The organism is Streptomyces sp. NPDC048659, assembly GCF_040650575.1.
Taxonomy (GTDB): Bacteria; Actinomycetota; Actinomycetes; order Streptomycetales; family Streptomycetaceae; genus Streptomyces.
Window position 1 is genome coordinate 101,222 of record NZ_JBEZHM010000012.1, and the last position, 14,082, is coordinate 115,303.

Here is a 14,082-nt window from a genome sequence, read left to right on the forward strand (position 1 = left end):
GGTCGGGGGCAGGGGCCTGACCCGAGGCCGTGGGCCGACCAGGGGCAGCGGCCTGACCCGGAACAGCGGGCGTACCGGGCGCTGCGGACCCGCCGGGGGCAGGCGCCTCGCCGGGGGCAGGCGCCTTGCCGGGGGCAGGCGCCTTGCCGGGTGCGGAGGCCCGGCCGGAAGCAGGAGTCCGGCCCGGAACCTGAGCCTGATCGGGGGTCGGGCTCTGCGTCGGAGGGGTCACCGGCCCCTCGGTACGGGCGCGTCCCCGCCCCTGGGCGCCGCCCTGGGCAGGAACGCTCGGGACGGAGTCGGGGCCGAGGACGGGCGCGCCCGGGGCGGAGCAGGGCGCAAGGGCGAGACCGCCCCGAGAGAGCTCGCTCGGGTCGGAATCGGACACGAGGGCGAGGCCGCCCGGAGCGGAATCGGAGTCGAGGGCGGACGCACCCTGGGCGGAGCCGGACGCGAGGCCGAGGCCCCCCGGAGCGGAATCGGGGCTGAGAGCGGACGCGCTCGGAGCAGAGTCGGGGCCGAGGGCGGGCACGCCCAGGGCGGAGCCGGACGCGAGAGCGAGACCGCCCGGGACGGACGCACCCGAGGCGGAGTCGGAGCCGAGGACGGGCGTGTCCGAGGCAGAGCCGGACGCGAGGCCGAGACCGCCCGGGGCGGACACACCCGGGACGGAATCGGAATCGGAATCGGAATCGGAATCGGAACCGAGAGCGGGCGCGCCCGGCGCGGCATCCGACGCGACGGCAGGCGCGCCCGATTCGCGACCCGGCGCGGTCCCAGGCACAGCAGCAGCGCCAGCGCCGGGCACCGCGCCGGCATCGGGCACAGCGCCAGCGCCGGGCACCGCACCGGCGTCGGGCGCCGAAGAGCCCACGAGAACGTCAGGTTCGGGCCCGGCGCCCCCGGTCACGGACCGCGATGGCGCGGCCCCCGCCGTCTCGGGTGTCCCCGCCGCCCCGGCGTCGGGCCGGGCCGGGCGGGCCGGGACGGCGACCTCGCAGGTGGGGGCGGGCGGGCAGGGGGACGTGCGGGCGGGGGCGGAGCCGCCGGTGGTGGTCATGATCGGACCGTACGCAGCACTTCACGTGACGAACCGTTACGTCTGAATGACCTTCCTACGAACGGGGGACCGCGACCCCGGCTCCGTCGACGTCCTCCACCGACTCCTCCTCCGCCCCCTCGACCTCCGTGCCGGCCGGCGCGAGGAGGAAGACGTTCCGGTCCACCCGGTGCATCCCGCTGCCGAGGCCGAAGACCACGCCGCTGCTGAAGTCGAGGATCCGCTTGGCGACCTCGGTGTCGGCGCTCGTCAGGTCGAGGAGCACCGGGATCTGGGCGATGAGGTACTCCGCGACCTCGCGGGCGTCGGCGAAGACCTGGACACGCAGCACGACCATGCGGCGCTGTTCGACCGCTCCGTACTGCTCGGGGATCGCGTGGTGGTCGACCCTGGACGGCCATTCGTCACGGCCGCGCAGGGGCACGACCTGCGCGAGGCCCTCCCACTGTTCGTCGGTGACGTCGTACCTCTCGTACCTACTCATGGACCCATCCTCCCGTTACTCACCCGTTCGGCCCAACAGCGACACGAGCGGACTGGGCTCGCCTCACCCGGGCAGCCCCCACAAGATCACCCCTTGGCGCGCCCTGTCATCTCGGATCGGCCCGGCGTCCGCTTCTCGCCACCACCGCACGCCTTCGCGCCGATCTCGCCGCCGCGTCCGCCAGTACGTGCCGTTCCGTCACCATCTCGTCGGGATCGCTTGGTTGCCACGGCCCCGCACCCCGGGGTATGAGAGCTCCCACGAGAAAAAAATTCTCCAGAGACTGTTATTTTCCGTGACCGAACGACTCCGGAGGGACACCGTGGCGAAGCAGGAGAGAGCGGTGAGGACACAGGAACGCTTCCTGGACGCGTCGGCCGAGGAATTCGCCCGACACGGCTTCGTGGGGGCCAACCTTCAGCGCATATCCGCCCAGGCGGGGATGACCAAAGGCGCGCTGTACGGCCACTTCTCCTCGAAGGAGGCCCTGGCCGCCGTCTTCACCTCCGCCTTCGACACCGGCTGGCGCGAGCTGTTCCGCACGATCGGCGAGTCCGATCCGCCGATCGCCGTCCTGCACCGCGTCACGGTCGGCTTCGTCCACCGGATGCACACCGACCTCCGCTTCCGCGCGGGCCTGCGCCTCGTGTACGAGGAGGCGTCCGCGCGCGACACCGCCCCGCAGGCGGTCACCGACCTGACGGCCGAACTCACCCGGCTCGTCACCGCCGCCCAGGACCGGGCGGAGCTCGCCGCGACCCACAGCCCCGAGGTCCTCGGCTCGATGTTCCTGTCGCTGATGCTCGGCATGGGCTACACCGCGCCCATCGACGCCTCCCCCGCCCACGGCACCCGGCAGGTCTGTCAGGTCTGGCAGTTGCTGGAGGCCGGGGAAGAGAAGGCTGGGGAGCGAGTCGCTTAGGGGAGCACGCTTCGAGGGACGCCCGCTCTCCCTGCTCTCCCTGCTCTCTCCGCTCTCCCGTCACCGGCGAGTTCGAGCCGGGGTTCCTGCCCGGCCGCGGGCAGCCCGCCCCGGCTCGCGGCTCGGGCGGGCCGCCCATCCCGTGGGGTCCGTCAGGGCGCGTGGCCGGGCCCAACTCGGCCGTTCCTGCGGCCGGTCCGGGGCCGCTTCCCCCGATGTGGGAGCGGCCTCCGCGGGTCCGGCGCGGCGCGCGTGGCGCGGCCTTCGGTTTTCGGCCACCCTCCCGTACGATTCCTTCCCGGCGGTACGAAACGGGGATCAGTGGGGCCGCGGGAATGGGACGGGGCATGGCAGCCAACTCGGGCGATATCTTCAGCGTTTCGGCTCCCGCCGTCACCAAAGAGCTGAAGCAGGAGCGCGCGGTACGGACGCGGGAACGGGTGCTCGCCTCGGCCGCCTCCGCCTTCGCCGCCAAGGGGTATCCGGCGGTCACCATCCTCGACGTGGCCCAGTCGGCCGGCATGACCAAGGGCGCCGTCTACTTCCACTACGAGAACAAGGACGCGCTCGCCGTCGCGGTGACCGAGCTCTTCAACCGCCGGATCGGCGAGATCGCCCGCGCCGTCGAGGAGTTGGGCCTCCCGCCGGTCAGCGCCGTCGCCGAGCTGCTGATCCGCACCGCCGTCGCCTTCCGTGACGAGACCGCACTCCAGGCCGGGGCCCGGCTGCAGCTGGAGCGGCAGCTGATCGGCGCCCAGATCCCGCTCCCGTACGAGGGGTACACCGACCTCATCACCTCCTGGCTCGCCAAGGAGACCGCCGACGACGGGGCCGACCCCGCCGGCGCCCTCACCTCGTCCACCAATCTCGCGACCGTCCTCGTCTCCGCCTTCTTCGGGGCGCAGCACATCTCGTGGGTCCTCAACAACCGTGCCGACCTGCCGGAACGCACGATCGCGGTGGTGCGGGCGATCATCCCGTGCGCCGAGGAAGACATCGAGCTCTGCCCGTCCGCTCCCCGAGGCTGATCGCGCCCCGCGACCAATCGCTCCCCGAGGCCGTCGCACCCCGAGGCCATCGCACCCCAAGGCCGATCGCGTCCGGTCGCCTCTCGCTCCGTCAGCCCGAAGTCGGCGTCTCCGGCGCCCAGTCCAGCTCCTCGCGCGCCCGCTCCACCGCCTCGTACGCCGTCAGACCGGCGCCCCGCGCGAACGCGGTCTCGTACCCGGCCTCGCCCAGCGTCGCCCCGGCCGCGCGCGCGAGGCGGTCAACGTCGCCGCGCTCGGCGGGCGGCAGGGGGGCTCCCACGCCCCGGCGGGCCGCGTCCGCCGCGCCCAGCAGCAGCGCGGCGACCGCCGGGCCCCGGGCTCTCCCGGCCGCCAGGGCGGCGCCCGCCAGGCCCTCCAACGACAGGGCCAGCGCGCGCGGTTCGTCGAGCGTGCGGGCGACGGACCAGCCGCGCAGGTGGTGTGCGGCGGCCCCGGCGGCGTCACCGCGCAGCTCGGCCAGGAAGCCGAGTTCGGCGAAGAGCAGGTGGTCGCCCGCCGCCGAGGACAGCTCGGCGTAACCGTCGCGGATGCGCAGCAGGTGGGTCTCGGCCGTGTCGAGGTCGCCGGAGCGGCGGGCGCCGAGCGCCAGGCCCATCTCGGAGTGGATCTCGCCGTATTTGTAGCCCTGTTCGGCGGCGATCCGGCGGGCCTGCTCGTGCAGGTCGCGGCCACGGTCCCAGTCGTGGTCCAGCAGGGCGAGCCGGCCGAGCCCGGACAGCCGGGCCGACACCTCCGCCTCAAGCCCCAACTCCCGCGCGATGGCCAGCCCTTCGTGCTGGCGACGGGTCGCCTCGGCGTAGTCGCCCTTGATCTCGGCGAGCGCGGCGAGCGGCGACACCGTCTGCAACTCACCCCACCGGTCGCCCAGTTCCCGGAAGAGCGCGGCGCTGCGCAGGCCGTCCCGGCCGAGCCCCGCCAGGTCGCCGCCCGCCATCGCGAGCGTGGCGCGCAGCCCGAGCGCGGCGGCCGTGCCCCACTCCTCGCCCGCCGCGCCGAACAGGCCGAGCGCCCGGGTGTTGAGTGCCGCGCTCTCGGCGGGGTCGCCGACGCTGAACAGGCCGTACGCGCACAGCCACAGCGCCCGTGCCCGCCGTACGGGATCGGGCACGCCGTCGGCGGTCGCGACCGTGTCCGCCAGCGCGCACGCCTCCGCGTGGTCGCCGGTGAGGAGCGCGAAGGCGCCGTGGAGCAGGGCGAGTTCGGGATCCGTCGGACGGTCGTCGGGCGCGGTGGCCAGTACGGCGGCCAGGCTGCGGCGGCCCTCGGCGAGCCGTCCGCGCAGCAGCCACCACCAGGCCAGCTCGGTGGCGAGCCGGACGGCCTCGGGAGCCGCAGGTTCCGCCGCGGCGGAGCGCCGTATCGCCTCGTCCAGGGCGGCGCGCAGGTTGCCCGCGTCCGCGTCCAGGCGGGCCAGCCAGGTGCGCTGGCCCGCGCCGCGCAGCCGGGGCTCGGCCTGTTCGGCCAGGGCGAGATAGTGGCGGAGGTGCCGGTCGCGCACGGCGGCCAGGTCCGCCATCTCGTGCAGCCGCTCGGTCGCGTACGCCGCCACCGACTCCAGCAGGCGGTATCGCCGACCGGTCGGCCCGTCCACCACGCCGACGAGCGACCGGTCCACCAGGCGCGTCACCAGGTCGAGGACCTCCTCGCGGGTCACGCCGTCCCCGGCGCAGGTGGCCTCCGCCGCGTCCAGGTCGCAGCCGTCGCTGTGCACGGCGAGCCGCCGCAGCACGATGCGTTCGGGGGCGCTCAGCAGCTCCCAGCTCCAGTCGATGACCGCCCGCAGGGTCTGCTGGCGCTCCGGGACGCCGCGCCGACGGGAGTTCAGGACGCGGAAACGGTCGCCGAGCCGCGCCGCCAACTCCCTTACCCCCAACGCTCGTACGCGAGTGGCGGCGAGTTCGAGAGCGAGCGGGATGCCGTCCAGGCGGCGGCAGATCTCCGCCACGGCCTCCCGGTCGGCCGCCTCGACGGCGGCCGGGTCGCGCGGGAAGCCGGGGTCGCGGTCGGAGGCCCGCTCGCTGAACAGGCGCACCGCGTCCGCCGTCCCCAGCGGCTCCACCGGGAACACCGCCTCCCCCGCCAGCCCCAGCGGCTCCTGGCTGGTGGCGAGGACGCGTAGACCCGGTGCCGTCCTTAGCAGCAGCTCCGCGAGCTCGACCGCCGCGTCCACCACGTGCTCGCAGTTGTCGAGGACCAGCAGGGTGCGCCGGTCCCGCAGCGCCGCCGCGAGCCGGTGCGCGGGCGAGGGCGCGCCCGCCGCGCCCGCGCCGGTGCCGGGCAGCGCCGCCGGGGCGTCGTCACGGATGCCGAGGGTGGCGGCGACGACCTGCGCCAGGTCGGCGGCCGTGCCGCCGCGTACACCGGCGAACTCCACGAGCCAGACCCCGTCGCCGAGTTCGGCCCGTTCCGGCCGCCCGGCCAGCTCCTCGGCCGCCGCCACCGCGAGCCGCGTCTTGCCGACGCCGCCGGCCCCGGTGAGCGTCACCAGCCGGGCGCCGCCGAGCAGTCCCGTCACCTGGGCCACGGCCTCCTCGCGGCCGATGAGGTGGGTGAGGGGGACGGGGAGATTGGAGGGGGTGGGGGTGGGGGTGGGGGTGGCGGGCGGGGTGGAGCTCGGGGTGGCCGCGGCTGTCGCGGTGGCTGTGGACCCATCACCCGCGAGGGAGGCCGCGTCGCCCGCGTAGGCCGCATGGCTCGCGTCGCTCGCCCGGGCCGCCGCCGGGGCCGGTGCGGCGCCCCGCTCGCCCCCGGGCCCGCCCGGCACCCCCACCCCCGCCCCCGTCGTCTCCCCCAGCCGCGGGTCCTGGCGCAGCACGGCCTGGTGGAGGGCGGTCAGGGCCGGGCCCGGGTCGACGCCGAGCTCCTCCGCAAGGCGGGCGCGCAGGTCCTCGTAGGTGGCCAGCGCGTCGCTCTGCCGACCGGCCAGGTAGAGGGCCCGCATCTGGACCGCGCGGAGGCGCTCCCGCAGCGGGTGCCGGTCGACGAGGGCCGCGAGCTCCCCGGCGAGCAGCACGTGGTCACCGGCCAGGAGCCGGGCCTCCGCCTGCTCCTCCAGCACCGACAGGCGCTGCTCGGCCAGCCGCTGGGCCGCCCCCCGTACGAACTCCTCGTCGGCGAAGTCCGCGTACGCGGGCCCCCGCCACAGGTCGAGGGCGTCGGTCAGCAGCGCGGCCCGCCCGCGCGGGTCCCGTACGGTGCGGGCCTCCGCCACCAGGGCGCGGAAGCGGTCGGCGTCCACCTCGTGGGCCGCCCGGTCGAGGCGCAGCCGGTAGCCGGGCGCCTGGTGGACCACCCGGTCGCGCCCGATGACCCGCCGGAGCTGGGACACCTTGGCCTGGAGGGCGCCCGTGGGCTTGCCGGGCGGTTCGTCGCCCCACAGGTCCTGCACGAGGCGGTCGACGGAGACCGGGTCCCCGTCGTGGGCGAGGAGGTCGGCGAGCAGGGCGCGGACCTTGACCTCGGGGACCGTGACCGCCGCGCCCTCGTCGTCCCACACCACGAGCGGTCCCAGTACCCCAAAGCGCATGTCGGCCACCGTACCCCGCGCCCGCCTCGGCGTACGCGCGCGTCAGCCGACCGTCAGCGCATCCGAAGCGTCCCCGAAGCGGCCGGGCGCACAGTCGGGGAGACCCATCGGCGGGCGGCGGAGAGGAGCGGCGGTCATGACCAGGTACGCGGGCAGGAGGGCCGTCGTGGTCGGCCAGGACACCGGCATCGGCCTCGCCATCGCGAAACGGCTGGTGGAGGGCGGGGCGCGGGTGCTGCTGACCGCCCGCACGGCTGCCGACGGCGCCCACGCCCGCTCCGAACTCGGCTCGGCGGCCCACGTCGTCGAGAGCTTGGACGGCTTGTACGACACGGCCGGGCGGCCGGACGGCCTCGACGGTCCGGATCTGCTCTTCGCGGACGCCGTCGCGACCGCCCGCCCCCTCCTCCCGCTGCTGCGGGACGGCGGCGCCGTGGTGCTGACCGCGCCCGCCCCGTCCCAGGCCGCCGTGCGGGCGCTCGCCGCCGAGCTCGCGCCGCGCGGCATCCGCGTGAACGCGGTCGCCCCGGGCTGTATCGAGGCGGCGCCGCCCGTCGCCCCGCCGCCGCTGCCGCCGCTCGGCCGGCTCGGCTCCGCCGAGGAGGTCGCGCGCGCCGCGCTCTTCCTCGCCACGGACGCGACCTTCACGACCGGCGCCCACCTGCCCGTGGACGGCGGACTCGGCCCGGCGTAGGCCGCGCGGAATCCGTCAGGTCCCCGCCCCGCCCTCGGCCCGCACGTACGAGCGCACGCACTCCGCCTTCCCCATCCCCTTCCTCATCCCCTTCTCCGTCCGCTTCCCCATCCCCATCCCCATCCCCTTCTCCGTCCCCATCCCCTTTCCTTCCTCCCTCCGGAGCACACCAGATGAGCACCTCACCCGACACCACTGCCGCTCCCGCGTCGCCACCGGCGGCGGCGGGCGGGGGTGACGAGCCGCAGAAGCTGCCGCTCTTCGCCCTGCTCGCCCTCGCCACCGCCGTCTTCATCACCAGCCTCACCGAGACCCTGCCCGCCGGTCTGCTGCCCGCGATGAGCAAGGACCTCGCCGTCAGCGAGTCCGCGACCGGCCAGACGGTCACCATCTACGCGCTCGGCACCGCCCTCACCGCGATCCCGCTCACCGCCGCGACCGCCCGCTGGCGCCGCAAGCGCCTGCTGCTCGCGTCGATGGCCGGATTCGCCGTGGCCAACACGGTCACCGCCGTCTCCTCGGTCTACGAGGTGACGATGGTCGCGCGGTTCGTCGCCGGTGTGGCCGCCGGTCTGGCCTGGGCGCTGCTCGCCGGTTACGCGCGGCGCATGTCGCCCGTCCACCTCCAGGGCAAGGCGATCGCCATCGCCATGGCGGGCATCCCCGTCGCGCTCTCGCTCGGCGTGCCCGCGGGCGCCTTCCTCGGCGCGCAACTCGGCTGGCGGGTCGCCTTCTTCGCGATGACCGGACTCACCGTCCTCCTGCTCGTGTGGATCAGCGCCGCCGTGCCGGACTACCCGGGCCAGGAGGCGGGCGAGCGCCCGAAGATGCTGCGGGCCCTGAAGGTGCCGGGCGTCAGCCCCGTCCTGTTCGTGACGCTCGTCTTCGTGCTCGCGCACACCATCCTGTACGCGTACATCGCCACCTTCCTGGACGACGTGGGCCTCGGCGGCAGCACCGACCTCGTCCTCCTCGTCTTCGGCGGCGCGTCACTCGCCAGCATCTGGATCGTCGGCGCGCAGATCCACCGCAGGCTCCGCGCGCTCACGGTCGTCAGCACCCTGCTCGTCGCCCTGGCGGCGGCGCTGCTGGCGGTGCTCTCGGACAGCACGGCGCTCGTCTACGTCGCCGCCGCCCTGTGGGGCCTGGGCTGGGGCGGGGTGCCGACGCTGCTCCAGACGGCCGTGGCCGACGCGGGCGGCGAACAGGCCGACTCCGCGCAGGCGATGCTCGTCACGCTGTGGAACGTGGCCATGGCCGGCGGCGGCATCATCGGCGGCGTCCTGCTCGACACGATCGGCAGCGAGTCCTTCCCGTGGACCGTGCTGCTGCTCCTGGCGCCGGTGCTGGTGGTCGTCCTGGCCGCCCGCGCCCACGGCTTCCCCGGCAAGCGCCCCACCGCCTGACCGGAGCCCGCCGCGGGTCCCGCACCAGCGGGTCCCGCGGCGGGTCCCGCACCCCGGGCCCCGCGCCGGGCCCGTAAGGCCACCGACCGGAGCGGCCGGCGTCCCGTCCGCTCCCCGAGCAGCCGCCGAAGGCACACATCCCCCGGGCCTTCGGCGGCTCCCGGCGTCCCGCCCGTCGGATTGTTCACGAGCTGTTGACACGTGCGCCCGAACACCTGTCCCGACCCCGCCGGAACGCCCCGTACCGCGGCCCGCGCGATGGCCGTGTGACCAGCGGGCGCAAGCCCGAGGGGTGTTGTTCACGCCGTTCTCCGGCCCCCGGCCGCACACCGCCGCGCGGTGCCGGGAGAGGGTCCCGCACGCCCCCGTACAGGGGGTGTTTTCGCAGGTCAGAGGGCGAATGAGCAAAGTCGCCGAGCACCCCGTGAAATTTTCCTTCGAGACGGTATTTTTGAGCTTCGTACGGCACGCGGAGCACCGACTCGGGTGCCCGCGAAGGAGTACGAGGGGGCGTAGCGTCACATGTCGTCAAGCACGTCGACCACGACCGGCACGGCACGCGCGACCGCGGGGTACGAGGACACCCACCTGCACGCGTTCCTGGAGGAGATCTTCAGTCCCCTCCACCGAGCGGAGCAACGCCGCTGGGCCCGCGCCTATCTACGGGGCCTGCTCCACGTCTCCGGCCGGAAGACGCTCCGGAGCATGGCCCGCACCGAGCGCTTACCGCCCGCCGCGGCGCACAGCCTGCACCAGTTCATCAACACCAGCACCTGGGACTGGGAGCCGGTGCGCCGCAGACTCGCGCTCCGTGTCGCGGCGGGCGCGGCACCCTACGCCTGGACCGCCACGGAGCTGCTCATCCCCAAGCGCGGGGAGCACTCGGTCGGAGTGCACCGACGGGTCGACACCGAGACCGGCCGCACCGTCAACTGCCAGCGCGCGGTGGGGCTGTTCCTGGTCACCGACGCGCACTGCTTCCCCGTCGACTGGAGCCTGGTGCTCGACGGTCCGTGGGGCTGCGACCAGGAGCGCCGGCTGCGGGCCCGGATACCGGAGGAGGAGACGGCGCGCTCGGTGGGCGCCTGCGTGCTCGACTACGCGGCGGGCACCGCGGCCCAGCCCCGGCTGCCCCGGCTGCCGTGGGTGCTGGACCTGACCCGCAGCGAGGACGCGAGCGGGGTGCTCGCCGGGCTGGCCCGGCACCGCGCGGACATCCTGTGCGAGGTGAATCCCGGCCAGGTGGTGATCGGCGGGCGCCGCACCCCGACCGTGACGACCGTGAGCGTCCTGATGGACGAACGCAACGCACGCCGACCGTATGTGATGACCCGTCACGCGAGCATGCTCGGCGCCGTCCCGGTGACCGCCCCCTCCCCCGCCCCCGCCTCCGGCGGCGCCTCCGCCCCGGCGGCCTTTCCCGCGACCGTCCCCGCCGCCGTGTCCGGTCCGGTCCCGCTCGCCGACCCCCGCTACCGCGGCGGCGCACGGGCGCCCCTCTACACGTACGCCGGTACGGTACGGCTCCCGCTGCGCACGGTCGGCGCCGACGGCGCCCAGCGCGGCTACCGGCTGCTCGAACTCCCCGACCCCGACGGGCTGCGCCCCGCCCGGTACTGGATCACCAGCCTCGACGACCGGCGGGTGGAGCGGATCCTGGCGCTGATGCGCAGCCGCGCCACCGTCCGATCGACGGTCACCGCGCTGCAGGAACGCTTCGGCGCGCTCGACTTCGAGGGCCGCTCGTATCCCGGCTGGCACCACCACATGACGATGACCTCCGCCGCCTACGCGTACCAGCACCTGCGCCGGCGCGGCAGCACCGCCGCCCCGCCGTCCCGCAGCCCCACCCCGGTGCCGGCCCGGGCCGCGGGCTGACGAGAAGGGGCCGCGACGATGAGAAACGTACTCGTGGTGGAGCGGGAAGCCTCCTCCGCCGCGTCACTCGTGCGCGATCTGCGCCGCCAGGGCTTCGCCGCCCGCAGCGTGGACAGCGGGGCACACGCCCTGCGCACCTACCGCGACGCCGACCTCGTGCTGCTGTCGCTCGAACTCCCCGACGTCGACGGCATCGAGGTCTGCCGCAATCTGCGCGCCGAGAGCGATGTCCCGCTGATCGCCTTCACCCGCAGCGACGACGAATTGGAACGGGTCCTCGCCCTGAAGGCGGGCGCGGACGACTGTGTCGCGCAGACCTGGGGTTTCCGGGAGATAGCGGCCCGCGTGGAGGCCGTTCTCCGCCGGGCCCGAAGACCCCATTCGGCGATTCCCGAGGAGATCTCCCTGGGGCCGCTGCACATCGATCCACGGGCCCGCGAAGTGCGGCTCGAAGACCGACTCGTCGACATCACGTCGAAGGAATTCGAGCTGCTTTACGTACTCGCCTCGCATTCCGAGACCGTGATCTCCCGAAAGGAACTCATGGCGAAGGTGTGGGGCAGCGAATGGGCCACCACGAGCCGCACGATAGACACCCATGTGAGCACCCTGCGCGCGAAACTCGGGTGCAGCCGCTGGATCATCACGGTCCGCGGGGTCGGCTACCGGATGGGGCACTTCAAGACCTACGCCCGGCTGCCGGAGACGACAGCGGGCTGACAACGGTGGGCTGACACTCCGGGGCGGACACCCGGGGGCGGACCGGCACCCGGCCCGCCCCCGGGTGCCGGCCTCGTTCGCGTCAGCGCGCCCCCGCCCCCGCCCCCGCGACCTCCACCTGCGCGGCCAGCCGCCGCACCAGCGGATGCACCCCGTCGGCCCCGGCGGCGCCGGCGTCCCCGGCATCCACGCCCCCGCCCGCCCGCAGCGCCCACCACGCGGACGCGAGGTTCGAGGAGAGCAGCGGCCGGCCGGCGGTGTCCGGGCGGGCGGCGAGCTCCGTCAGGGCGGCCAGCGTGCCCATCCCCGTACCGGTGAAGAGCAGCGCGGAGCCCTCGGGCAGCGGGTGTTCCCGCAGGTGGGCGCGTATGCGCTCGCCGATGCGCTCGGCCGTGACCTCGTACGGGTCGAAGTGCTCGGCTCCCTCGGGTGTGCGCCCCGCCGGGACCAGGACGACGTCGTCGACGGTGAGCCCGGCCCGCTCCCAGAAGGCCCGCGAGACGTCCGTCAGCCACGGCTGGTACGGGGAGACGAGCGTCAGCCGGCGCACGCCGAGCGCCTCGCACGCGGCCAGGATCGCCTGCGTCGAGGAGCGGACGGGGAAGCCGGCCTCCCGGGAGAGCTCCTCGCACAGGGCGAGGTCCCCGGCCGGGTCCAGCAGGTAGTGGGAGGCGCTGCACGCCACGACGGCGGCGTCCAGGCGCATGGCGCCGAAGCCGCCGAGCGTCTCGGGCAGCACCCGGTTGTAGGTCTCCAGCATCTCCTTGAGCCCGACACCGGGAGTGGTGGGGAAACGGGACGTGTAGACGTGCATTCCGGCTCCCAGCAGCCGGTTGAACTCCGGTTCCGCCGTGGGGTTCTCCGGCGGGACGACGACACCGAGTCGGGGCAGCGAGAAAAGGTCCATGGCCCGCACAGTAGGGCGCGCCCCGCGCGTCCGGCAGCGGAAGGAGCGCGAAAACACACCCCGCTCACAACGGCCTTGCACGTCCTGTCGTTCCTGACAGTGCCTGAACCTGCCTGACACTGCTTGACATTCCCCCACAGAGCCCTGACCGGATTCCCCTTGTTTCTTGCGTACGTCCAATGGAGTGTGGTGATCACAGGCCGCCAGTCCCCCAGGTCCCGGGAATCCGGGAACCCCCGACAAGGAGTGAGGAAATGGCAGCAGGAGAAAGGCCGGAGGCGCCCCAGCACCTCCCCCGCGTATCCGATGCGACGTTGCGGGATTCGGCGCACATGGCGGGCGTGGAGTTCGGCCCCGAGGACGCCGCGGCCATCGCCGGCCTGCTCGTGCGGACCGGCGTCGAGCTGGTCGAGGTCGGCATGGTGTCCGGGCCCGGCTCGAAGGACGCCGACCTCGTGCTCGCCACCCACGAGGCCGTGACACCCGAGCGGAGCATGACGCTCGTCGTGGTGCGGGACCGCCAGCAGGTCGGGCGGGCCCTCGACGAGGCCGAGCGGCTCGGCGTGCGCCACATCATGTACTCGATCCCGACCTCCGAGCAGCACGCGAAGCTGAAGCTGGGCTCGCCCAGCGCCAAGTTCCTCCATACGCTGGCCCGTTCGGCGATCACCCAGGCCAAGGAGCGCGGCTTCCACGTCACGTTCAGCGGCGAGGACGGGGCCCGCACCCCGCGCGAGCGGCTGGTCCCGTACGTCACCGCCGGCTTCGAGGCGGGCGCCGACCGCTTCCGGCTGGCCGAGACCGTCGCGTACCTCTCGCCCTGGCAGATGGAGGAGGTGATCGGCGACCTCACCGAGATCGACGGGTCCGAGATCGAGATCCACTCCCACAACATGCTGGGCATGGCCGTCGCCAACTCCCTCGCCGCCGTCCGGGCGGGCGCCCAGTGGATCTCGGCGACCGTCGGCGGCATCGGCGAGCGCGGCGGCAACGCGCCGCTCGCCGAGCTGCTCACCTCGCTGCGGGTCATCCACGGCGACACCCGCTTCGACCTGACCCACCTCACCGAGCTGTCCCGGATCGCCCTCAGGGGCGCGGGGCTCGGCGAGGCGTTCCAGTCCGGGCCGACCACCTCGCACGCCTTCGCGTACGAGCTCCCCGGCCAGCTCACCCACCCCGAGGCGTACGAGACGCTGCCCGCCGAACTGGTCGGCAACTCGCGCGAGTTGCTGGTCCGCACCCGGCTGACCCCCGCGCTCGTGAAGTGGGCGCTTGACGGCTCCGGCGTCTTCGTCGACGTGGCGGCCTTCACCCCCTGGCTGACCGAGCGCCAGGAGCGCGGGGGCGCCCCGCTGCTCGACCGGGACGCGATCCGCAAGGCCGCGATCGACTTCCAGTCGGCGGCCTGAGCCGCCGCCCTCCCATTCAAAGACTTC

At 74.4% G+C, this 14,082-nt stretch carries 10 protein-coding genes; 7 read left to right on the plus strand and 3 right to left on the minus strand.

Features of this window, described 5'->3' with window-relative positions:
• Nucleotides 1-1,115: 1,115 nt before the first annotated feature.
• Nucleotides 1,116-1,544 carry a cell division protein SepF gene (locus tag AB0C99_RS12440; RefSeq protein ID WP_362473402.1) on the minus strand — a complete coding sequence of 143 codons (429 nt, stop codon included), beginning with the start codon at nt 1,542-1,544 and terminating at the stop codon, nt 1,116-1,118.
• Nucleotides 1,545-1,887: 343 nt separating this feature from the next.
• On the opposite strand from AB0C99_RS12440, the gene AB0C99_RS12445 reads away from it, so the two are divergent.
• Both AB0C99_RS12445 and AB0C99_RS12450 read left to right on the plus strand, forming a co-directional pair.
• A complete protein-coding gene (locus tag AB0C99_RS12445) occupies nt 1,888-2,466 on the plus strand; it encodes a helix-turn-helix domain-containing protein (protein WP_362473405.1) in 579 nt (192 codons plus the stop codon).
• A gap of 347 nt (nt 2,467-2,813) precedes the next feature.
• A complete protein-coding gene (locus tag AB0C99_RS12450) occupies nt 2,814-3,494 on the plus strand; it encodes a ScbR family autoregulator-binding transcription factor (protein ID WP_362473408.1) in 681 nt (226 codons plus the stop codon).
• Between the two features lie 91 nt (nt 3,495-3,585).
• On the opposite strand, the gene AB0C99_RS12455 is transcribed toward AB0C99_RS12450, so the two are convergent.
• Entirely contained in the window at nt 3,586-7,041 is a 3,456-nt protein-coding gene (locus AB0C99_RS12455; protein ID WP_362473411.1) for a BTAD domain-containing putative transcriptional regulator, read from the minus strand.
• A 136-nt stretch (nt 7,042-7,177) separates the two neighbouring features.
• Between AB0C99_RS12455 and AB0C99_RS12460 the strand changes: the two genes are divergently transcribed.
• The 4 genes from AB0C99_RS12460 to AB0C99_RS12475 all read left to right on the plus strand — a co-directional run bounded on the left by AB0C99_RS12460 (nt 7,178) and on the right by AB0C99_RS12475 (nt 11,739).
• Entirely contained in the window at nt 7,178-7,735 is a 558-nt protein-coding gene (locus AB0C99_RS12460; protein WP_362473414.1) for an SDR family oxidoreductase, read from the plus strand.
• Between the two features lie 173 nt (nt 7,736-7,908).
• The gene (locus AB0C99_RS12465) at nt 7,909-9,141 is read left to right on the plus strand and encodes an MFS transporter (protein WP_362473416.1); all 1,233 of its coding nucleotides are present in this window, start codon (nt 7,909-7,911) and stop codon (nt 9,139-9,141) included.
• A 522-nt stretch (nt 9,142-9,663) separates the two neighbouring features.
• Nucleotides 9,664-11,019 (plus strand): transposase, encoded by a 1,356-nt coding sequence (locus AB0C99_RS12470; protein WP_362473419.1) that lies wholly within the window; start codon nt 9,664-9,666, stop codon nt 11,017-11,019.
• Nucleotides 11,020-11,052: 33 nt separating this feature from the next.
• Nucleotides 11,053-11,739 carry a response regulator transcription factor gene (locus tag AB0C99_RS12475; RefSeq protein WP_362473422.1) on the plus strand — a complete coding sequence of 229 codons (687 nt, stop codon included), beginning with the start codon at nt 11,053-11,055 and terminating at the stop codon, nt 11,737-11,739.
• Between the two features lie 82 nt (nt 11,740-11,821).
• On the opposite strand, the gene AB0C99_RS12480 is transcribed toward AB0C99_RS12475, so the two are convergent.
• Entirely contained in the window at nt 11,822-12,646 is an 825-nt protein-coding gene (locus tag AB0C99_RS12480) for an arylmalonate decarboxylase (protein ID WP_362473425.1), read from the minus strand.
• A 254-nt stretch (nt 12,647-12,900) separates the two neighbouring features.
• On the opposite strand from AB0C99_RS12480, the gene AB0C99_RS12485 reads away from it, so the two are divergent.
• The gene (locus AB0C99_RS12485; RefSeq protein WP_362473428.1) at nt 12,901-14,055 is read left to right on the plus strand and encodes an isopropylmalate synthase; all 1,155 of its coding nucleotides are present in this window, start codon (nt 12,901-12,903) and stop codon (nt 14,053-14,055) included.
• The last annotated feature ends 27 nt before the right edge of the window (nt 14,056-14,082 follow it).

Excerpts from the sequence above, each read along its gene's own strand:
- AB0C99_RS12440 (WP_362473402.1), bottom strand. The coding sequence starts at position 1,544 with ATGAGTAGGTACGAGAGGTACGACGTCACCGACGAACAGTGGGAGGGC.
- AB0C99_RS12450 (WP_362473408.1), top strand. The coding sequence starts at position 2,814 with ATGGCAGCCAACTCGGGCGATATCTTCAGCGTTTCGGCTCCCGCCGTC.
- AB0C99_RS12455 (WP_362473411.1), bottom strand. The coding sequence starts at position 7,041 with ATGCGCTTTGGGGTACTGGGACCGCTCGTGGTGTGGGACGACGAGGGC.
- AB0C99_RS12460 (WP_362473414.1), top strand. The coding sequence starts at position 7,178 with ATGACCAGGTACGCGGGCAGGAGGGCCGTCGTGGTCGGCCAGGACACC.
- AB0C99_RS12465 (WP_362473416.1), top strand. The coding sequence starts at position 7,909 with ATGAGCACCTCACCCGACACCACTGCCGCTCCCGCGTCGCCACCGGCG.
- AB0C99_RS12470 (WP_362473419.1), top strand. The coding sequence starts at position 9,664 with ATGTCGTCAAGCACGTCGACCACGACCGGCACGGCACGCGCGACCGCG.
- AB0C99_RS12480 (WP_362473425.1), bottom strand. The coding sequence starts at position 12,646 with ATGGACCTTTTCTCGCTGCCCCGACTCGGTGTCGTCGTCCCGCCGGAG.
- AB0C99_RS12485 (WP_362473428.1), top strand. The coding sequence starts at position 12,901 with ATGGCAGCAGGAGAAAGGCCGGAGGCGCCCCAGCACCTCCCCCGCGTA.